General features: G+C 42.7%; 18 protein-coding genes, 1 tRNA gene and 1 pseudogene. 12 read left to right on the top strand and 8 right to left on the bottom strand.

Going from position 1 to position 20,289, the window contains the following annotated elements:
• Positions 1–44: 44 nt before the first annotated feature.
• Positions 45–1,829, bottom strand: coding sequence for an arginine--tRNA ligase (gene argS / locus LKO28_RS01380; protein ID WP_227692731.1), 1,785 nt, complete (start codon positions 1,827–1,829; stop codon positions 45–47).
• A 109-nt stretch (positions 1,830–1,938) separates the two neighbouring features.
• On the opposite strand from argS, the gene LKO28_RS01375 reads away from it, so the two are divergent.
• Together LKO28_RS01375 and LKO28_RS01370 are read left to right on the top strand one after the other, a co-directional pair.
• Complete coding sequence (locus LKO28_RS01375) at positions 1,939–3,330, top strand: arginine decarboxylase (RefSeq protein WP_227692730.1); 1,392 nt, start codon at positions 1,939–1,941, stop codon at positions 3,328–3,330.
• Positions 3,331–3,472: 142 nt separating this feature from the next.
• Complete coding sequence (locus tag LKO28_RS01370) at positions 3,473–3,658, top strand: hypothetical protein (RefSeq protein ID WP_227692728.1); 186 nt, start codon at positions 3,473–3,475, stop codon at positions 3,656–3,658.
• 67 nt (positions 3,659–3,725) lie between these two features.
• Here LKO28_RS01370 and LKO28_RS01365 read toward each other — a convergent pair.
• Positions 3,726–3,799: transfer RNA gene (locus LKO28_RS01365), tRNA-Arg, on the bottom strand.
• A gap of 164 nt (positions 3,800–3,963) precedes the next feature.
• Between LKO28_RS01365 and LKO28_RS01360 the strand changes: the two genes are divergently transcribed.
• A complete protein-coding gene (locus tag LKO28_RS01360; protein ID WP_227692727.1) occupies positions 3,964–4,791 on the top strand; it encodes an alpha/beta fold hydrolase in 828 nt (275 codons plus the stop codon).
• Positions 4,792–4,861: 70 nt separating this feature from the next.
• Here the strand turns inward: LKO28_RS01360 and LKO28_RS01355 are convergent, their stop codons facing one another.
• Positions 4,862–6,307 (bottom strand): aminoacyl-histidine dipeptidase, encoded by a 1,446-nt coding sequence (locus LKO28_RS01355; protein WP_227692725.1) that lies wholly within the window; start codon positions 6,305–6,307, stop codon positions 4,862–4,864.
• 127 nt (positions 6,308–6,434) lie between these two features.
• Between LKO28_RS01355 and LKO28_RS01350 the strand changes: the two genes are divergently transcribed.
• Positions 6,435–7,016 carry a sugar O-acetyltransferase gene (locus LKO28_RS01350; RefSeq protein WP_227692724.1) on the top strand — a complete coding sequence of 194 codons (582 nt, stop codon included), beginning with the start codon at positions 6,435–6,437 and terminating at the stop codon, positions 7,014–7,016.
• A 5-nt stretch (positions 7,017–7,021) separates the two neighbouring features.
• Here LKO28_RS01350 and LKO28_RS01345 read toward each other — a convergent pair whose 3' ends face one another.
• From LKO28_RS01345 to LKO28_RS01330, 5 genes and pseudogenes are all read right to left on the bottom strand, one after another.
• Positions 7,022–7,828 (bottom strand): alpha/beta hydrolase, encoded by an 807-nt coding sequence (locus LKO28_RS01345; RefSeq protein ID WP_227692723.1) that lies wholly within the window; start codon positions 7,826–7,828, stop codon positions 7,022–7,024.
• Between the two features lie 18 nt (positions 7,829–7,846).
• Entirely contained in the window at positions 7,847–7,930 is an 84-nt protein-coding gene (locus tag LKO28_RS15550; protein ID WP_411028033.1) for a hypothetical protein, read from the bottom strand.
• 34 nt (positions 7,931–7,964) lie between these two features.
• Positions 7,965–8,081, bottom strand: a pseudogene (locus LKO28_RS15545) (nucleoside hydrolase-like domain-containing protein); the annotation flags it as partial.
• 236 nt (positions 8,082–8,317) lie between these two features.
• Positions 8,318–8,935 carry a hypothetical protein gene (locus LKO28_RS01335; RefSeq protein WP_227692720.1) on the bottom strand — a complete coding sequence of 206 codons (618 nt, stop codon included), beginning with the start codon at positions 8,933–8,935 and terminating at the stop codon, positions 8,318–8,320.
• 95 nt (positions 8,936–9,030) lie between these two features.
• Entirely contained in the window at positions 9,031–9,639 is a 609-nt protein-coding gene (locus tag LKO28_RS01330) for a WbqC family protein (protein ID WP_227692719.1), read from the bottom strand.
• A gap of 84 nt (positions 9,640–9,723) precedes the next feature.
• Here LKO28_RS01330 and LKO28_RS01325 point away from each other — a divergent pair, with 84 nt between their 5' ends.
• From LKO28_RS01325 to LKO28_RS01290, 8 genes are all read left to right on the top strand, one after another.
• Entirely contained in the window at positions 9,724–10,590 is an 867-nt protein-coding gene (locus tag LKO28_RS01325; protein ID WP_227692718.1) for a lysophospholipid acyltransferase family protein, read from the top strand.
• Positions 10,587–11,618, top strand: a complete 1,032-nt coding sequence (locus LKO28_RS01320) for a glycosyltransferase family 2 protein (RefSeq protein WP_227692717.1) — start codon at positions 10,587–10,589, stop codon at positions 11,616–11,618. Before LKO28_RS01325 ends, LKO28_RS01320 begins: the two co-directional genes overlap by 4 nt.
• Before the next feature lie 46 nt (positions 11,619–11,664).
• Complete coding sequence (gene ligA / locus LKO28_RS01315) at positions 11,665–13,689, top strand: NAD-dependent DNA ligase LigA (protein WP_227692716.1); 2,025 nt, start codon at positions 11,665–11,667, stop codon at positions 13,687–13,689.
• 20 nt (positions 13,690–13,709) lie between these two features.
• Entirely contained in the window at positions 13,710–14,591 is an 882-nt protein-coding gene (gene dapA, locus LKO28_RS01310; RefSeq protein WP_227692713.1) for a 4-hydroxy-tetrahydrodipicolinate synthase, read from the top strand.
• A 120-nt stretch (positions 14,592–14,711) separates the two neighbouring features.
• On the top strand, positions 14,712–15,383 hold the full coding sequence (locus LKO28_RS01305) for a hypothetical protein (RefSeq protein ID WP_227692712.1): 672 nt from the start codon (positions 14,712–14,714) through the stop codon (positions 15,381–15,383).
• A 3-nt stretch (positions 15,384–15,386) separates the two neighbouring features.
• Complete coding sequence (locus LKO28_RS01300; RefSeq protein WP_227692711.1) at positions 15,387–17,345, top strand: hypothetical protein; 1,959 nt, start codon at positions 15,387–15,389, stop codon at positions 17,343–17,345.
• A 12-nt stretch (positions 17,346–17,357) separates the two neighbouring features.
• Positions 17,358–18,626, top strand: coding sequence for a hypothetical protein (locus LKO28_RS01295; protein WP_227692709.1), 1,269 nt, complete (start codon positions 17,358–17,360; stop codon positions 18,624–18,626).
• 150 nt (positions 18,627–18,776) lie between these two features.
• Positions 18,777–20,081: a DEAD/DEAH box helicase gene (locus LKO28_RS01290; protein WP_227692708.1), complete on the top strand. Its 1,305-nt coding sequence runs from the start codon at positions 18,777–18,779 to the stop codon at positions 20,079–20,081.
• The last annotated feature ends 208 nt before the right edge of the window (positions 20,082–20,289 follow it).

The raw sequence follows: 20,289 nt of genomic DNA, 5'->3' as shown, positions 1-20,289 counted from the left end.
CATTTTTAGCAACGATTAAACTTCTACTTGTTCGAATATAAACATTACATTCTCTCCGGAACCTGTATTCCCATCAAGCGCATACTCTCCGCGATGATCCGAGCAGCAACCGCCGATAAATGCAAACGGAAATGCTTAACCGTTTCATCTTCCGCTTTCAGAATAGTTTCTTCGTGATAAAACTTATTATACAATTTCGCCAACTCATAGGCATAATTAGCTAGCTGGGCCGGTGAAAATTCTTTTGCTGCCTCCTCCAGCACCTCGGGATACCTAACCAACGCTTGTACTAATTCTTGCTCATATACAGAAAGTGATGAAGGATTGCCTGCTGCCAGCGAAGCGCCATAGCCCGCTTTTCGCAGTACCGATTTTATTCGTGCATGCGTATACTGAATAAACGGTCCCGTGTGGCCTTGAAAATCAACAGACTCATTCGGATCAAATAATAGCCTCTTTTTAGGATCGACTTTCAGCAAGAAATATTTCAAGGCGCCCATCCCTATCGTGTGGTATAAAGCCGTTTTCTCTTCATCTTCTAGGCCCTCCGTTTTCCCTAACTCCTCCGTTCGGGTTTTAGCTGTTTCTAGCATTTCCAACATTAAATCGTCCGCGTCGACAACCGTACCCTCTCTAGATTTCATTTTGCCCGAAGGTAAATCCACCATGCCATACGACAAATGATACAAGCCTTCAGCCCAAGATTTCCCCAGTTTTTTTAGAATCAGGAAAAGCACCTTAAAGTGATAGTCTTGTTCATTCCCCACCACATAGATAGACTCATCCACTTTAAAATCGTCATACTTCAATTGTGCCGTACCGAGGTCTTGCGTAATGTAGACCGAAGTTCCATCCCCCCTTAAAACCAGTTTTTCATCCAAACCATCTTCCGTCAAATCAATCCATACCGAATTGTCATCTTTCCGGAAGAAAACCCCTTTATCCAATCCCTCCTGGATAATATCTTTTCCCAACAAGTAGGTATCCGATTCATAATAAAATTGATCGAAGTCAACCCCCAGTTGCGTATAGGTCTTCTCAAACCCCGCATAAACCCAGCCGTTCATCGTTTTCCATAGCTGAATTACATCCACATCACCAGCCTCCCATTTTTGCAGCATCGCCTGCGCTTCTTTTATTAAGGGCGCATTTTTTTTAGCATCCTCTTCCGTTTGCCCCTCTGCTATTAGCAGTTCAATCTCCTTCTTATATTCCTTATCGAAAATAACATAATATTTTCCGACCAAATGATCCCCCTTTAGTCCTGAAGAAGCCGGAGTCTCGCCATTTCCATATTTTTGCCATGCCAACATCGATTTGCAAATATGAATCCCACGATCATTGACCAAGTTGGCTTTCACCACCTCATAACCGTAAGCTTTTAAAATCTCGGCAACCGAATAGCCTAATAAATTGTTCCGGATATGACCTAAATGCAGCGGCTTATTCGTATTAGGCGAGCTGTACTCGATCATTATTTTCTTTCCATTAGCATCGAAAGAGCCGAACGTCGAGTTTACTAACTGCGTGTTAACGATGCTAATCCAATAAGCATCAGAAAGACTAATATTCAAAAAGCCCTTGATTACGTTAAATCCCGCTATCTCCTGAACATTCCTGCTCAACCATTCACCGATCTCTGCACCCGTTTGTTCAGGCGACTTTTTCGAAAAACGTGTTACCGGGAACACGACCACCGTGATATGTCCGTCAAACTCCTTGCGAGTTTCCTGTAAAGTAATTTGTGCCTCCGGAATATCCGCGCTAAAAAGCTCCCGCACCGCTAGAACTGTCTGTGCAATTAAAGTCTGTTGAATAGAATTCGCCATGTAATTATTTCGTAATATTTATAACTTTCTGAGAATGAACAGGAAAAATATAAACCTATATAGCAAGGTATTCATCACGAAAGTATATCTTTGCCAAAAATACTAAAAAATGCAAAGCTATCAGGAATTTCTTGATTTAAGTGTTGGTTTTCCACAAGACGGATTCGAAGTTATTGACGACGAATTGTATTTCCATGATTTGAATTTGATGGAGATGATAGAGACGTATGGTACCCCATTGCGTTTTACCTACTTACCTATCGTCAGCAAAAAAATTCAACAGGCTAAGATTTTGTTTCAAACGGCCATTTTAAAAAATGACTATCGAGGCAGTTATAAATACTGTTATTGCACGAAATCATCCCATTTCAAACATATCGTTGAGGAAGCATTAAAAAATGACATCCATTTGGAAACTTCATCAGCCTTTGATATGCCCATGATTGATGCGTTGGAGCGTGCCGGAACAGTCACCAAAGATATTACCGTGATATGTAATGGTTTCAAAACCTATCAATATAAGCAATATATCATTGATATGCTTCACGATGGTTTTAAAAATATCATTCCGGTATTAGACAACAAAGAAGAGTTCAACCTCTATGACGACGAAATTGAATTGGCCGAACCATGTGCGTTGGGTATTCGCATCGCATCGGAGGAACAACCCGATTCACAATTCTATACATCCCGTTTAGGAATCCGATCAGAAGACGTAATTGATTTTTACAACAACAAAATCGTCAATAATCCGAATTTTAAAGTTAAACTTTTACACTTCTTCATCAATTCTGGTATTTCCGATACACCGTATTACTGGAATGAACTGGAGAAATACGTTACCTTATACTGCAAATTTAAAAAGGTAAACCCAGATCTCGACACGTTAGATATCGGTGGTGGCATGCCTTTTAAAGACTCTCTGGTACACGATTTCGATTACGAATACATGGTAAACGAAATCATTAACCGCATCAAACAAATCTGTGCGCACCATGAGGTTATGGAACCCGATATTATTACCGAATTCGGCAAGTATACAGTAGCGGAGGCTTCGGGTATTTTATATAAAGTATTGGGACGAAAACAGCAGAACGACCGGGAAAAATGGTTCATGATAGACGGTTCATTTATCACCAACCTCCCTGATGTTTGGGCCCTCAATCAGAAATATATCCTTTTAGCCATAAACAATTGGGACTCTGAATACGAGCGTGTTACGTTAGGGGGCATTACCTGTGATGGTCAGGATTATTACAACCAGGAAGCCCACATGGATTCGATTTTCATGCCGAAAACACGTAAGTTACAATACGTCGGCTTCTTCCATACCGGCGCCTATCAAGATGTACTAAGCGGCTATGGCGGGATACACCACTGCTTACTGCCTTCTCCTAAGCACGTTTTAATTCGCCGGAACCGAGACGAAACATTCAATTTCGAGGTATTCGGAGAAGAGCAAAACTCCAAACAAGTCATGAAATTGCTGGGATATCAGTAGAGGAATAGAAAAGCATCGGCGATCCGATGCTTTTCTATTTTATGCCGCCTTTCTATTGAAGACTTGCCATTATATCTTTATAATTGCTATCCACCAAAAACCATTCGGGTATTAACATTGTTTACCTATCAAAAATAACATCATGAATGTAAAACGGATATTTGGAACGATATTAACTATCTTAGGTATTATCGGCTTAATTTTCACCGGGTATGAACTCATAAATAAAAATACCGACTATATATCGCTGACCGTTATCGGCGTGATTGCCTTAATCTTTTTCTTTGCAGGCATAGGTCTAGTAAAAAACACCAAAGACGCTGCCTAAAGGCAGTTAAAATCAAAAGTAAATTTAAATGTAGTACGACGCGGCGGTTAAAAGAAAAGTAAAAAAGTGCGCTTGAAGGGAGTCGAACCCCTAACCTCCTGATCCGTAGTCAGGTGCTCTATCCAATTAAGCTACAAGCGCGGACTTTTATGTCGCCAACAACAATTCGTTGTTGTTTGGTGATGCAAATATCGACACTTTTTCCTTTTTTCCAAATTATTTTTCTAAAAAAAGCGACTAAATCACCTCCTCGTTATATATGCTGCTGATTAAAAAATGATTACATTCGTATTAAATTTATTTCTATGACCGAACGCTCTATAAAAAGCAATAAATTACGTGTTGGAGATATCAGTATCTCCTATCAGATTAAAAAATCAGTATCTACATCTAGCCACACTATCCTTTTCTTACACGGATTCCCCTTTAACAAGAATATGTGGCGTGAACAACTGCGTGCCTTGCCCGAGGATGTCACCGGAATCGCTGTGGACATTCGCGGACACGGTCTATCCACCAGCGGACACGGTTTTTTTTCCATAGATGTTTTTGCGAAGGATATGCGGGTACTCATGGAAAAGTTGCGTATAGAGAAAGCGATAGTTTGTGGTGTCTCTATGGGCGGATACATTGCACTACGCGCCCATCAACTATTTCCAGAAATAATAGCCGGTCTTATTCTCGTGGATACCCATAGCAAAGCCGATTCCAACGAGGGAAAACAAAAACGTTTCAATAGCATACAAGCAATACTCAACCACGGACGTCGACCATTTTCTATAGGTTTTGTAGAAAACGTGTTTTCGCAACAAAGCATACAAGAAAAACCCGAGGCAGTAGAATATATCAAAAGTGCAATCCGCCGAAACAGCGTACGAAGCATGTGCTCCACCCTTTTAGCCTTAGCAGCCAGAACCGATACGAGCGATACATTAAAAGATATTAAAGTTCCAACACTCCTGGTCCGGGGTAGTGAAGATCGAATTACTTCTGCCGAGGATATGCAGGAATTAAACACAACTATACCAGACGCGAAATTTATAGAACTTTCCGGCTGCGGACATCTTCCAAACTTGGAAGCGCCCGACACGTTCAATCGTGCAATAAACGAGTTCCTAACCGCGATAAAATAACCGGGCTAGTCAAAATCCTAGCCCGGATCGATTAACGCTGCAGCATACGGAAACTTTTCGTTTATGCCGATCACCGGATCTGTTTTAGAATTGCCACTAAAAACCGCCAGAACTTCTGCACCGACGAGATCGACACCCGCTCTTGGGGCGAATGCGCACCTAAAATTGTCGGTCCAAAAGAGATCATATCCATCTCCGGATAATGGTTACCGATCAAACCACATTCCAAACCCGCGTGACAAGCAACCACCTGTGGATCTTGTCCAAATAAATCCCTGTAAGTCGATTTTAGCACACCAAGTATCTCCGAATTCGGATTCGGCGTCCAGCCTGGATAATCACCCGAAACAGAAACTTCTGCATCCATCAATTCAAAGCAAGATTTTAACGCATTCGTAAGATCCACTTTGGAAGATTCCACCGAAGAGCGTGTTAAACATTTGACGATGATCTTCCCTCCACCAACTTTTACACGCGCAATGTTATTGGAGGTTTCCACCAAGTTGTCGAAATCAGCACTCATTCGGTAAACGCCGTTGTGGGCCGCATACAATGTTTGAAGCAACTTAAGCTGAACACCTATGGGTAACACCTCTTCTGCCCGTAAGTCACAACGTTCCAAGATAATCTTCAGTTCTTCGTCCCGTGCCGCAAACTCTTGTTTTATTGCCGCACTTTCCTGTGCAACCACCGACAATAACAAATCTATTGTAGATTCTTCAATAGCAAAAAAAGCAGTACTCTCTCTCGGAATAGCATTACGCAATCCACCACCATCAATACGTGACAGCCGAATGTCTAACGGCAACAAGCTATAAAGCAGACGATTCATGATCTTATTCGCATTCCCCAAGCCCTTATGAATTTCCATTCCCGAATGCCCGCCACGCAAGCCGGTTACTATCAATCTGCAACCGGCCATATCTTTGGGACACGCTTCTGGAATATAAGATCGACGGGCGGTTATATCTATACCACCAGCACAACCAATATCGATCTCTGAATCATTTTCCGTATCCAGGTTTAATAATACTTTCCCCTTGAGCAAATTCGGCTGTAAACCCTTCGCACCCGTCATCCCCGTCTCCTCATCGATTGTAAATAATGCTTCGATAGCAGGGTGCACAATCGTATCAGACGCTAAAACAGCCATAATAGCCGCAACGCCAATCCCATTATCCGCTCCCAGCGTAGTGCCCTGTGCCTTCACCCAATCATCTTCGATGAACATGGAAATACCCTGCGTATCGAAATCAAAAATGGTATCGTTATTCTTTTGATGAACCATATCCAAATGGGCCTGTAGCACAACCGCTGGTGCATTTTCCATACCGGCAGTTGCTTCCTTACGGATAATAACATTGCCCGCACTATCCTGCAGGGTTTCCAATCCGAGACGGTCTCCAAAACCTAACATAAACCCGATAACCTGATCTTCCTTTTTCGAAGCTCTGGGAACAGCGTTTAACGCTTCAAAATATTGCCAAACCGATTTTGGTTCTAGTTGTTCTAACATATTCCTTATCCTTTCTGAATTATCAAAAATAACGAATTTTATGGACAAGTACACTGCCTGTCCTTTCTTTAAAGACGGATAAAATCGCTACATTTAAACACTATAAAAATAGACGTAAAAAAGAACAATGCTTAAAACAGATAAAGAAAAAATGATTGCAGGTGAGCTGTATCAAGCTATGGGAAAAGAACTTTGGGAAGAACGTCAACATGCCAAAGAGCAGCTTTTTCTATATAACAACCTCGAGCCAAGCAAAATAAAAGCACGGAACCAATTATTGAAAAAACTATTCGGTAAGATCGCTGGGCGTTTCTTTATAGAGCCTCCTTTTCGGTGTGACTACGGATACAATATCGTTCTAGGAGATAACTTTTACGCGAATTACAATTTAATCATTTTAGACTGTGCGCCAGTCACTATCGGAGACAATGTGATGGTTGGCCCCAATGTCTCTTTTTTCACAGCAGGGCACCCCATACATCCTGAGCCTCGCATTGCTGGTTGGGAATTTGCTAAACCTATTACCTTGGGTAATAATGTCTGGATTGGCGGACATACCGTGATTAATCCAGGCGTAAGCATTGGGGAGAACACCGTTATCGGTTCAGGATCCGTCGTTACAAAAGATATCCCAGCGAACGTTGTTGCCGCCGGAAATCCCTGTCGGGTCTTACGTGTAATTTCTGAAAAGGATCATATCCACCCCTAGATCTTTCAGTTTGAAGATAGACGCCTGATTTCTTGCAACAAAATTGGAAGTCCCGGATACACCATACCGTGGTCATACCCCTGAAACTCGAGAAGACGGATACACTCGTGTCCGACGACAGATAACATTCGCTTCAAATAAGCATTTTCTTCGTAGCGCCCGAGCATCTCCAATTCGCGGTCACCAGTCAGTAGTGTAATCGGAGGAGCATCCTTCCTCACCCAATACAAAGGCGCTAAAGAATCTATAACCGGTTGCTGTTCCTCTATACCATTCTCCTTACGGGCTGTAAAATGTGTAATAGTCTGAGCGCTAAAGGGTATAATACCCGCTAGCATGTTCGCGTCCACTCCTACCCGCTCTAAATATGACTTATTCAAAGCAAGCATGAGCGCCAGGTATCCGCCAGCCGAGTGGCCAGAGATAAATATTTTATGGGTGTCACCTCGATATTGAGCACCATGTTTTACCACGTAGGCGGTTGCCTTTGCGGCATCGCGAATAATATCGTCTACTTTCACCTGCGGAGAAAACCGATAGCCCACCCCGACCACGACAATTCCCTTCTCTTTTAGAAAAGGTGGTATCTCTTTTTGGCCACTTGTTAATCCGCCACCATGAAACCAAAGCACAATGGGCACCTCTTCACCTGATGTAGGATAATGTATATCCAATAAACACTGCTGCTTCGCATAGTCCGAAACGGTATCGTCAACATAACTTATATTCTCAGCTGTTTTATAGTGAACCTCCTGTGCATAACCAACAGACGAAATGCTTAGCGAAAAAAAGAATAAAATGATATATTTCATATTTCAACAGATTGATCGTTATTCCTGCACATCAATGATTACTCTTTTATATCGAGTCAGCCGCGGCTTTCCGTGATCCGTAACCGCCAGAATAATATGCATGGTACCCGTTCCTGGCGCCATCACCTTCGGTATCAAAAAGATCACTATACATTAAAAAATGAGCCATTGATTGGTTATCGTCCGGGTCCGTTCCGCCTATATCCGTACTAATCAATATACGGGGTTTTACCGGAACGGACACTTGTGCCATCACGGCGACAGAAAGAAACATAAAAAGTGAAAAATGAAGGCATACTCTAATCATAATAGTTTAAATTAATTTAGCATAACTATATTATCGTAAATGTATATCAGCACATGCTTGGCATACAAATATAGGATCAAAGCAGAAAGTAAAGTTCCAAAAACTAATAAAAAAACGCTAAAAATTGTTAAAAGAGTATGATAACTTGGTAGATAACACTAATAAGCGGGAAATGCATTGTGTTAATCCTTATAGGTTTCTATACCAATAACCTCTGTCACCTTCTCGCTAAGACGCGTAATATCAGATTTTAAACCCAACATAATCGTTAAAAATTGGATCGGGTTTCCCTCGATCTTCCGGAAATGTTGCATATACCCTATTTCTCCCCCAATAAAAAAACCAGGAAACTTATAATCCGCTCCTATCCCGATTTTCGCGGCAGCCGTTAGCGAATTTTTATTAGCCATCTGAAACTTACCTTCGATAAGATTTCCGCGAGGCTCCACAACCAAGCCAGCAACAGGTCCAAAATATACAAAAGTGTTTAGTCGGCGATATTGTTTTCTTCGTCCAGCAGCGAGACTAAGCATATAAAAGGTCGTTCGGCCATCCGCTATTAGGTAGTTGTACTTCGGGTCATCTTGCTGCTGGTCATAGCTAAAAGACAACATATAAAGCGTAGGACTAAGAAAATAGCGTCTATCCTTTAACGCAATATCTAGGCCAGCACTGCCCGAAAACAGTTTCGTACCTAATACATTTTTTGACTTTCCCAGTGGAAACGAAAGCCCCGTCCCACCCATATAATAAATTTTCCGATAATGTAGACTGTCCGTATCCGTCTGCGCTGACGCCATAAGACACCCTACACTTAGTAAAAGAAATGAAAAAAATATCCTCATGAAAACAATGTATTGTACCCTTGTAAACAAGTGATACAGACAAAAAGTTCTCATAAATAATTTCGGCTTTGCGGCCCCTGATTAAATAAGAGGTCAACGATACTCAGATCAGGTAAAAAACCGTGTTTATCTTCAAACACTTGATAATAAGGTTTAGGCTCCTGTGCGAGAAAAGGCTTCTTAGGGTGAATCACCTCGCGGTAGTCCACCGGCTCTACCCGAGAGGTGTATGCATCGGTCAATTCCAGGGAACGGTTTATTTTCAGGCACTTCAAAATCAGCTGTAACTGCTCCAAATTAAAGTCGAAAAGAAAATCATGCTTTTGTTCATAAAACCGGATGAAATCATCTTCGTAAAATTCAAAATAAGCGGAACTACGATAAGCCGTCTGTATACTCAACCAATGTAAACGCTGCCAATTAAAGTCGTAATTAATCCGGGTATCCTTCATCGGAACATGATCCTTCCTACCATGTATAATCGGAACGATAAGGTCTAAAACACCATTGGCCGTTGCTATCTTTGCACGCGTTCTATAGGTCTGTTTGGGGAAGTGTTCAAACCGTTCCATCAACAACGGTTGATCACTTTGCTGAATAACCTGAAAATAACTAACCGGGGGCAAATAAAAAGCGGGCAAAAGCAACTGTGATTCCATGTATTTTAACTAATTTAGGCAAATTTAAACTTTTTCGGCAATTTCCGCCAATTTGAAATGAGCGGATAAGGCGAGTTGATGCAGATGAAAAAACAAAGTATCGATATACTTCTATATATATTCTCGCTATTACCTTTCTGGGTATTGTATGGCTTGTCTAATGGGTTATACTACCTTCTTTTCTATGTGGTCCGATACCGCAAGCAAGTCGTGTTGGATAATCTAAAAAACGCGTTCCCAGAAAAAACAGTAGAAGAACGCTACCAGATCGCAAAGAAATTTTATCGTTTTTTCCCCGACCTACTCGTCGAGGCGATAAAAATGCGGACCATGCGGGCCGAGCAAGTACTAAAAAGGATAGAACTCCTCAATCCCGAAGAAGTATACCGTCACTTCGAACAGCAAAAAGGGGTTATCGGGGTTACCGCACATTATGGCAACTGGGAATTAGGGATTTATCGATTATCGTTAATGACCGCTCACCCGCGATTGGTAATCTATAAACCTCTTAACGACAAAGACTTTAACGAAGTATTCAATAGGCTACGGCGCCGTTTCGGCGCGAGCATGGTTCCGATGAAACAAATCTTACGTCACGTCATCCGGTTGAAAAACACCCCGTATATCAGTATGTTTGTAGCCGATCAAACACCTACCTATCAAGATTCTGATTATTTTATGCAATTCTTGAATCAGGACACCTTGGTGTACACCGGCACAGAACGTATCGCCCGGCTCACTAAAAACCCGATCGTGTATTGTCATATCGGGCGCAAGAAAAAAAGAGGGTACTACTTTTGTAAATTCACCACCTTGGTAGAAGATCCCGACAATTATGAAACGCATGAAATTACGCAATTGCATAATCGCTTTACCGAACAGATAATTAGCGAACAACCCGAATATTGGCTATGGACACACAGACGTTGGAAAAGAAAACGCAGAATATGAAAAATTATCCCAAAGTCGCCGTCGTAATTTTAAATTGGAACGGGAAGTTCTTTCTGGAGAAATTTCTGCCCTATGTATATAATAGTACCTATCCCAATATCGTTTTCGTCGTTGGTGACAACGGCTCTACTGACAATTCCATAGCATTTGTCCAAGAAACGTACCCCTCCATTAAAATTATCGCCAACGACAAAAACTACGGTTTTGCAGGCGGATACAATGCAATATTAGCACAGGTCGAAGCCGATTATTACGTGCTACTCAATTCTGACGTGGAAGTAACACCTAACTGGATAGAACCCGTTATCGCTTATTTAGAGACCGAACCCGGAATGGTTGCCGCACAACCGAAAATTCTCGCCTATCACGATAAGCAAATTTTTGAGTATGCCGGTGCAGCGGGCGGATTCATCGATGCTTTAGGCTATCCGTTTTGCCGCGGTCGGATCTTACAGGAAGTCGAGCGGGACGAGCAACAGTATGACGACAACCGCGAAATTTTTTGGGCTACCGGCGCCGCCTTATTTATTCGCGCAGACGTATGGCGGGACGCAGGCGGATTCGATGACGATTTTTTTGCGCACATGGAAGAAATTGACCTCTGTTGGCGTCTCAAACGGATGGGGCATCGCGTGGGTTACGTCGCCGACTCGACCGTATACCACGTAGGCGGTGGAACCTTAAAAGCAAGCAACCCCAAAAAAACGTATCTTAATTTCCGAAATAGCCTCTTAATGGTACAAAAAAATGCAGGATTTTTTGCGTGTTGGTGGATCGTATTTATCCGGCTGTGGTTGGATCTCGTCGCGTTGATTAAATTTTTGGTTGATGGTAAGCCCCGCGATGCCTGGGCGATCAGCCGCGCACATCAATACTTTTTTCTGAACATCTTCCGAAATGCAAAAAAAAGAAAACGCTTCTCGGTCAAAGAAAATCGTACGGGATTATATAAAAAGTCGATTATCTGGGACTTTTACATCCATAAAATCCGTCAATTTTCCCAATTGAAAAACAAGAACTTTTTTTAGAAGCCAAATATCGGCAACGACAAGTTTTTTTGTAAGTTTGTCCACTATGTTTGCAGATATTCAGGAAAAAATAAAACGGCTGACGCAGGAGCTGAACGAATATAATTATCAATATTATGTGTTGGCGAATTCCCTTATATCCGATTATGATTTCGACCAAAAGCTGAAAGAGCTAGAAATACTGGAAGCACAATATCCCCAATTCAAGGATCCCAACTCACCCACCCAAAAAGTGGGCGGAGATATTACTCATAAATTCAACACCATCGCGCATCGTTGGCCGATGCTGTCACTAGGCAACACCTACAACGAACAGGAATTACGTGATTTTGATGAACGGGTACGCAAAGCCGTGGGTGATCAAGTCAGCTACGTTTGTGAACTCAAGTTCGACGGTCTTTCGATCTCTATCACCTATGAGCACGGCAAACTTGTTCGTGCTGTCACGCGGGGCGATGGCACCCAAGGCGATGAGGTAACCAATAATGTCAAGACTATCCGGAGCATCCCTCATTCACTAAAAGCAAACAGCTATCCCGATCTATTCGAAATACGGGGAGAGATCTTTATGCATCACGCCGCTTTCGAAAGGCTCAATAAGAAACGGGAAGAAAACGGTGAACAGACCTATGCAAACCCCAGAAACTTCGCCTCGGGCACGATTAAATTGCAAGACCCCAAAGAGGTTGCTAAGCGTCCGCTGGATTGCTTTCTCTATTTTCTATATGCGGATCAGAGAAACCGGCTTTTCGACACCCATTGGGACAGTATACAAGCCGTTAAAAACTGGGGATTTCCCATATGTGAACACACCAAGCTCTGTCAAAATATTACAGAGATCATCGATTTTATTAATTTTTGGAACGAAATGCGTCACCAATTATCCTACGATATCGATGGCATCGTCATTAAAGTGAACGATTACGCCCAGCAGGAAGAACTCGGCTTTACCGCTAAATCCCCCCGTTGGGCGATCTCTTACAAGTATCAGGCTGAGCGCGTCGAAACCTTACTAAAAGGAATTACCTATCAGATAGGCCGTACCGGTGCGGTTACCCCCGTCGCCAATCTGAAGCCCGTACTACTGGCAGGGACAACCGTAAAACGCGCCTCTCTGCACAATGCCAACGAAATAGCCCGATTAGATCTTCATGAAAAGGATACCGTATATGTAGAAAAAGGAGGCGAAATCATCCCAAAAATTATCGGTGTAAATAATGAAAAACGCGCCGTAGGCACCTCTCCCATTATCTACCCTACCGTTTGTCCGGAGTGTCAAACACCACTAGTCAGGCAAGTAGGCGAAGCCGTACATTATTGTCCCAACGAAAAAGGATGTCGCCCGCAGATTGTCGGTAAACTACAACACTTTATCGGCCGGAAAATGATGGACATCCAAGGACTGGGCAACGAAACTATCGAAACGTTCTATTCACTCGGCCTATTACAGCAGATCAGCGACATTTATACGCTCCAGGCACATCAGGACGAATTGAAGACACTCGAACGTTTCGGAGAAAAGTCGATTGAAAATATGCTTGCCGGCATCGAACGTTCCAAAGAAAAGCCTTTCGAGAAAGTTCTTTTTGCATTAGGTATACGTCATGTTGGGGAAACTGTTGCAAAAAAACTAACTTTGCATTTTAGAAGTCTAGAAAATCTAGCCCGAGCGCAGGTAGAGGAAATTGCCCAAGTGCCGGATATAGGAATACGGATCGCAGAAAGCGTGTATCAATATCTCCACGACGAGATGCATCTACAGGAGATCGAAAAATTAAAGGCTGCAGGGCTGAAATTTGCGATAGAAGAACAAGAGACGGTATTGCAAGGCAACAGTTTGGCAGACAAAACCTTTCTTATTTCGGGAGTATTTGCCGATTTTTCGCGCGAAGAATTAGCACAGCTTATCGAATCGCACGGCGGGAAAATGTTATCTTCTATTTCTGCAAAACTGGATTATTTGGTGGCCGGAGACAAAATGGGACCGTCGAAATTGGCCAAGGCAGAAAAATTAAAAATACCCATGATCTCCGATAAGGAGGTATTGGAAATGATTAGTCAGAATACATAAATTATAATACATAGCAAACCATGAATGAGCTTCGAGGAGCGGGTGTGGCACTGATTACACCATTTAATACAGATGGAACAGTTGATTACGAATCGTTAGGCAATCTAATCGATTATCAGATCAAGGAGGGTATGGACTATTTGGTTGTTTTAGGTACCACCGGAGAAACAGCTACATTACAAGCCGACGAGCGAAAACAGGTTTGGGAATATACGGCTGCACGCGTAGCCGGTCGGTTGCCTTTGGTAGCTGGCATAGGGGGCAATAATACACAAGAAATCGTCAAACAAGTCGATCAATTCGATATGGACGGCTATTGTGCAATTCTCTCCGTTTCTCCGTATTACAATAAACCCACACAAGAGGGTATCTTTCAACATTATAAAGCTATTTCCGCGGTATCTAAATTACCGATTGTATTGTATAACGTCCCGGGAAGAACAGGTAGTAACATCGCCCCTGCTACCGCGATCCGGCTTGCCAAAACGTGTCCGAACATCATCGGAATCAAAGAGGCATCTGCTAGTTTTGCACAATTCAGTGAAATCATGCGCGACAAACCCGAAGAATTCATGTTGATCTCGGGAGATGACCCTGCCACCTTACCCATGATGGCACTAGGAGGTGTAGGTGTAATTTCTGTTGTGGGTAATGCCTATCCACAGCAGGTAGCCGCTTTAGTAAAGGCCTGTGCTGCGGCAGACTTCACTACCGCTCGTACTATACATAGCTCCTTATTGAAGATTACAGATTTATGCTTTATCGAAGGCAATCCCTGTGGTGTGAAGTATATTCTCAAAAAGCAAGGCATCATGAAAAGTGATGCGGTGCGCCTGCCTCTTGTACCCGTCAGTACATCCACCCAAGAAGCCATTGAAAAAGAAATGGCCTTTATCGGATAATACCCCTATGAGATCATTGCATACGAAGTCTTTAAAACGTAATATACTATGTAAAAATCCCTAAAAATAGGGATTTTTACATAGTACCTAATTTCTATCTTTACATCAGGAACGATCACTATGAAAAAATATTTGGGCGCGTTACTCATCCTAGGATGTCTAACGCTGAGTAGTTGCTTCGATTTCGTTGAGCAAATCGATATGACCCACCGTGGCGCAGGAACCATCAAAGCTACACTAAATGTAAGCAAGAGCCGTACAAAGGTAGCTTCACTTCTGAAAATGAAGCAGTTTAACGGGATTGAGATTCCCTCGGAAACAACTATAAAGAAGGAAATGCAACAAGCAGTGCGCACGCTGAAAGCCACACCCGGCATCAGCAATGTACATTATAGCCTCGATTTCAACAATTATATTGCCACCCTATCTTGCCATTTTGACAACGTACAGGCATTAAATGATTTCAGTAAAGCCCTGTCCGCTCAGTTTAAAACCCAGATTACCAGCTACAATAGCTATCGATACGACGCCACCTCACAAACCTTTAACCGTTCTTACACCTACACGCCTCACCTGGCAAAAGAATTTTCAAAAATTCCCAACGACGATAAAAATCTATTCGCCGACGCCTATTACACCAATATTATCCGCTTTGATAAAAACATCCAATCACAAAGCCATAAAAACGCGAAAATATCGGCCAATAAACAGGCGGTTTTTTTAAAGGTAAAAGCACTTGATCTGATCAACGGATCAACCCATTTAACAAATACAATCACGCTCGTAAAATAGAAAATGAATTTCACTAAAAATCTTATTACTACATGCTTAGGCCTTTCCGTGGCCGCTACCAGTTACGGACAGCAAGACCTCATCCAACAAGTACCCGAAAACGCATCCTTTGTTGTGGTTATCAACAACGAAGCTATCGTAAAACATAGCTCTTTTGAAATGATAAACGAACTATTGGAAAAAACGGGAGCGTTCGAAACTATCGGTGACGCAGAGATGTCCATAGAAAACATCCATGACCTGGACTTATCCTACGACCGAAATGCCTATATCTATCGGACGGATACCGATAGCTCCTATTATACAGGTATTCTTCTCCCCTTAAAGGCAGAACATCAAGTCGGAACAAATCTTTTTAGCAAATTTTCAGCTGCGCCCGCTTCACAGGGATATGAACGCCGGGTTAGTGCCGATAAAAAAACGCAAGTAGCTTGGAATGAACACAGCTTATTCATATTAACCGGTGATGCGCGCCGCTATTATTTTGACAACGACTCTGTCGCACAACGTTACGGTCTAGTATCAGCGACCTATGGAGAAATCCCCTCACCACCTGCAGACATCTACCATGAAGAACTCACGGAGATAATGCCTTCAGAAGACATTGCTGACTATGGGTGGGCAGATACGGTAGAAACAGAATGGGAAGCCTATGATTTTGAAGGTTTCGCGTCGGCGGAAGAAACAGCGGACACCCTAGAATACGACGATTATTCCCTGTATGATAGCTATTCAGATGAAAGCTATCAAATGGAAATGGCGCTAAATGAACAAAACGATTCGCTTCGTAACGAAGCTTTCGCATCTTGGTTGGCACACGATTTCGTCCATTACCTCCAGCCCGCCAAAAATGCAAGTACACACAAATTTTTGACTAAATTCGATAAAAACAACACGTTAGTTCATTTTTGGGCGAAAAACTTAATGAGCCTATATAGCCAATCGCTCCCCTATTACCTGCCCGAACTAGGCTATTCCTTTACGGGTCAAATCGAAAAGCTGGCCTATGCCTATCAAGACATCGTCTTGGATTTAGTGCAGGATAAACATACCTTAAAATTAGCCGGTTCTGTACAATTATCCAGAGAGATGGATCGCCTGATCAAACCCGTATACAAAAATAAAATGAACCGTAAGTTTGCGCGTTATATACCCGCGGATCACATCGGTTATATGTCGCTTAACTTCAATTCAGAAGCCTATCTAAAGAGCTTCCCACGCATGGTGGAGCAGCTCTATGGCTCCATGATGTACTTTTCAGTTGGCGAGATCGCAGGTGTTGTGGCTACAGCTTTAGAAATCGCCTTAGACGAGAAAGCCATCGCGCAGGTCATGGGAGGCGATCACCTGCTGTTTATCAATGAGATGAAAAAAGTGAAAAAGGAATATATCGATTATGAGTACGACGAAGATACCTTTGACTATAAAGAGATAACAAAAGTAAAAGACGATTATATACCCACTTTTTTGTGGATGTTTACATCAAAAGATCAACGCATCTATAAGAAAATATTGAAAATCGGAGAAAGCAAAGACCATGTATTCCAAACCGATGGCATCTATCACATCACGGGCGGTCCCGCAGACGAGACCATCTACGTTCTATTCAAGGACGATATCATCTTTGTCAGCAACCATGAGGAGCAGCTTACAGCGATCCACGAAAATCGCTTTCAACCGTCACGCGATAAACAAATAAAAAAACAGATTTTCACAAATAATTTGACCGCCGTGACCCATCTCTCCGAAATCCCCGAAACGATCAATCGACTAGGGATACCTGTGCTATCAAGCTGGGATTATTTGGTCAACAATTTATCTTCCTACGGCGATATCCGGATTACCGCACAAGGCAAGAAAAAAGGCCGAATAGCCGGAGAACTAGCGGTGGATTTCCCCAAACAGGAAACAAATGCATTACAATATCTGTTACAAGAATTAATGAAGACGATAGATAACTAATAAACAGCGTTCATGAAACGAACATTATGGATTATCGCGATGGTACTGGTTATAGCAGCCGGTACCATCGTTGCTTTATACCTATTCCGAAAAAACAAAGCACTTAAACAGTATATACATCCCCAAAGCCAAGCGGTTGTATCCGTCGCGCTGGATGACTTATTGCTCGACAATATGTCGTCCTTCTTTACACAGCAAACGGATAGCACCCGATCGGCATCTGGTTTCTTAACATTTGAAAACTGGACAAACGCGGGGATTTACATACCCGCTCACATCCACTTTTTTAGTCTGAAAGATCATCCACTCACGTTTTACACCATTCAAAAAATAACAAGCCCCGAAAAATGGGGCGTCTTTTTAAAACAACAGGGAGCCGCAGTCGTACAGCCTATCGGGCAGGCCGAACAGCCTTTCTCTTTTACCCATCTCTACTCCGGTGTAGATGTACTTTATAATGATCAATACCTATTATTTCGTTTCACCGGCATACAACCAGAAGAGAACGGCGATATGCACGCCATATGGAAAGCGATGGACAGCTGGGTGTACATAGAGGATTTAGATTTTCACTCCGCCGCGTATCCACAAAAACATATCAGTTACCGGCACGCCGATGGAACCTTTCAATTGTTTGCTGAAGTAGCAGCCGGCCATATCCAACTATCCGGTAGCTGGAATTTAGACAGCGCTATCCCCACCCTTTTCCAACAACGCATACTGGCGGAAGACGATGCATTTATAACGTTACGGAGCAACTTACCCCTTAGGGAAACACCTTTTATTCCCCATAGCCTCGCTTCCTTCTCCGATCTCGATCCGAAGACGCTAGCCCTACAAACGTTTGATTACGTGGATGTATTGGTACGTTCCGCCACCACCGTACAGCACGACACCATCATTAGCTATGATTACGATGAAGACTTTAACAGCATCGAGAAAAAAGAAATACAGGAAAGCAGCGTACCTGTCATCGAAAGCCTTTGGAAAGGCGGTACGCCGTTAGCGGCTGCCTTACCCGGAAAACTATTTTATCAATTTAATAAATATATTACAGATAGTCTGATCCTACTGTCTACAAAACAGGATAAAGAATTTACGCCCACATTTGCATCCACTAGCAGTCCCTTTTCTTTAAAGGTCGATTTTCGTCATCTGCCGTCATCTTGGGATCAGCTCTTCGCTCCACTTCGCAGAAAGTCCTTTCAAATAACGCTAGAGACCATTGTCGTGAATCCAAACCGATTACGCCTATCCGGACAAATACAATATGATCCATAAAAAAAGGCTCCAACCGGGGAGATTGAAGCCTTTACTAACTAACCAATTATTAACCTAAATTATGAATTGCATACATTGAAGCAATCACCGTGCCAAAGTTTTGCTTTTTTGATAACAGTTTTGTCCATTATTAATCCGTAAATTTGGCCCATGGAGCTCCAACAGATTTTAAGCAGGATGCAGATCGCATCATTGAACCCGATGCAACAAGCCGTCCTGGACAGCTATGACCGCAAAAAAGACTTCCTTTTACACTCGCCTACCGGAAGTGGTAAAACACTAGCCTTTGCGTTATTGCTGGCCAAACATCTTCAAACAGATAAAGACGGTGTTCAAGGCCTGATCTTGGTTCCTACACGGGAATTGGCACTCCAAATTGAACAGGTTATGCGTAAGGCACTTACCGGATTCAAAATCACCTGTGTATACGGTGGCAACGATACAAAAACCGAAAGACGGAAACTTCGGGAAGCACCGAGTTTATTAATCGGTACGCCAGGACGGGTCATGTACCATATCGAAAGAGAACACATCGATCCATCAACCATCCGTACACTAGTGCTTGATGAGTTTGATAAATCCTTAGAATTCGGCTTTCAGGAGCAGATGCAGTTTATCATCGAACAACTCCCTCAGCTAAAGCATCGGATTTTGACTTCCGCCACAAAAATGGAAGAAATCCCAGATTTTACCGGGATTGGCGATTTTGTGACCGTCGATTTTTCTGCCGATGCCGATGCTGCGCCTAAGCTTACCATCAAAAAAGTAGTCACACCGGCACAATATAAGCTGAGCACCTTGTTTAAGTTGCTCTGTAAAAATGGCGAAAAGAAAACGCTCATATTTTGTAATCACCGCGAGGCCGTAGACCATATTAGCGAACTGCTCGAAAACAGAGAGATTATCCACGACATGTTTCATGGCGGTCTAGAGCAGCAAGATCGTGAGCTGGCTTTGTTAAAATTCCGTAACAATTCCAACCGAATCCTTATTACCACAGATCTTGCGGCCCGTGGCTTAGATATACCCGAAGTTGATGTCATCATCCATTACCAACTGCCCTATAAAGCCGACGCATTTATCCACCGTAACGGGCGGACAGCACGGATGCAGGCGAGCGGCGAAGTATATGTGATTTTGAAGCCCGAAGAAGAATATCCGTATGTACCGGCGGATAGCGAAACCGTCGTATTAGAAGAGGAGTATCCCCTTCCGCCGAATTCGCCCTTTGCAACACTTTATATAAGCGGCGGCAGAAAAGATAAAATCAACAAGATCGATATTGTTGGCTTTTTGCTACACTTGGATGGCATATCAAAAGAACAGGTCGGTATCATCGAGGTTAAGGACAAAGAATCCTATGTCGCGGTGGAGCGTAGCGTCGCCGCCAGTATAATTAAGCAGGCTAATAACCAGAAAATAAAAGGTCGGAAGGTACGGATTGGGCGGACGTAGTGTTCGTCTAATCCATTAAATCCCATGCGTCTGCGGCGGCTCGGAAAGTATTTCGGAAATTTCGTATCATTTATTTGATGGCATTGGATGTTCGAGGTTCTCCCCTTAGGGAATCTGGATAAATATTTATGTTGAGGCGCATTTCGTACAACAACATCATCACATTTATACAAATATAAAGCATACTAAAACGAAAGATCGAGTGACC

The organism is Sphingobacterium sp. FBM7-1 (assembly GCF_020687765.1).
GTDB lineage: Bacteria > Bacteroidota > Bacteroidia > Sphingobacteriales > Sphingobacteriaceae > Sphingobacterium.
Note: the sequence above shows the minus strand (reverse complement) of the source record. Positions and strands in the feature narration are given on the sequence as shown.

What these genes read in the sequence shown, in the direction of transcription:
- argS (WP_227692731.1), bottom strand. Translation starts at nt 1,829, where the DNA reads ATGGCGAATTCTATTCAACAGACTTTAATTGCACAGACAGTTCTAGCG.
- LKO28_RS01375 (WP_227692730.1), top strand. Translation starts at nt 1,939, where the DNA reads ATGCAAAGCTATCAGGAATTTCTTGATTTAAGTGTTGGTTTTCCACAA.
- LKO28_RS01370 (WP_227692728.1), top strand. Translation starts at nt 3,473, where the DNA reads ATGAATGTAAAACGGATATTTGGAACGATATTAACTATCTTAGGTATT.
- LKO28_RS01360 (WP_227692727.1), top strand. Translation starts at nt 3,964, where the DNA reads ATGACCGAACGCTCTATAAAAAGCAATAAATTACGTGTTGGAGATATC.
- LKO28_RS01355 (WP_227692725.1), bottom strand. Translation starts at nt 6,307, where the DNA reads ATGTTAGAACAACTAGAACCAAAATCGGTTTGGCAATATTTTGAAGCG.
- LKO28_RS01350 (WP_227692724.1), top strand. Translation starts at nt 6,435, where the DNA reads ATGCTTAAAACAGATAAAGAAAAAATGATTGCAGGTGAGCTGTATCAA.
- LKO28_RS01345 (WP_227692723.1), bottom strand. Translation starts at nt 7,828, where the DNA reads ATGAAATATATCATTTTATTCTTTTTTTCGCTAAGCATTTCGTCTGTT.
- LKO28_RS15550 (WP_411028033.1), bottom strand. Translation starts at nt 7,930, where the DNA reads ATGCATATTATTCTGGCGGTTACGGATCACGGAAAGCCGCGGCTGACT.
- LKO28_RS01335 (WP_227692720.1), bottom strand. Translation starts at nt 8,935, where the DNA reads ATGGCGTCAGCGCAGACGGATACGGACAGTCTACATTATCGGAAAATT.
- LKO28_RS01330 (WP_227692719.1), bottom strand. Translation starts at nt 9,639, where the DNA reads ATGGAATCACAGTTGCTTTTGCCCGCTTTTTATTTGCCCCCGGTTAGT.
- LKO28_RS01325 (WP_227692718.1), top strand. Translation starts at nt 9,724, where the DNA reads ATGAAAAAACAAAGTATCGATATACTTCTATATATATTCTCGCTATTA.
- LKO28_RS01320 (WP_227692717.1), top strand. Translation starts at nt 10,587, where the DNA reads ATGAAAAATTATCCCAAAGTCGCCGTCGTAATTTTAAATTGGAACGGG.
- ligA (WP_227692716.1), top strand. Translation starts at nt 11,665, where the DNA reads ATGTTTGCAGATATTCAGGAAAAAATAAAACGGCTGACGCAGGAGCTG.
- dapA (WP_227692713.1), top strand. Translation starts at nt 13,710, where the DNA reads ATGAATGAGCTTCGAGGAGCGGGTGTGGCACTGATTACACCATTTAAT.
- LKO28_RS01305 (WP_227692712.1), top strand. Translation starts at nt 14,712, where the DNA reads ATGAAAAAATATTTGGGCGCGTTACTCATCCTAGGATGTCTAACGCTG.
- LKO28_RS01300 (WP_227692711.1), top strand. Translation starts at nt 15,387, where the DNA reads ATGAATTTCACTAAAAATCTTATTACTACATGCTTAGGCCTTTCCGTG.
- LKO28_RS01295 (WP_227692709.1), top strand. Translation starts at nt 17,358, where the DNA reads ATGAAACGAACATTATGGATTATCGCGATGGTACTGGTTATAGCAGCC.
- LKO28_RS01290 (WP_227692708.1), top strand. Translation starts at nt 18,777, where the DNA reads ATGGAGCTCCAACAGATTTTAAGCAGGATGCAGATCGCATCATTGAAC.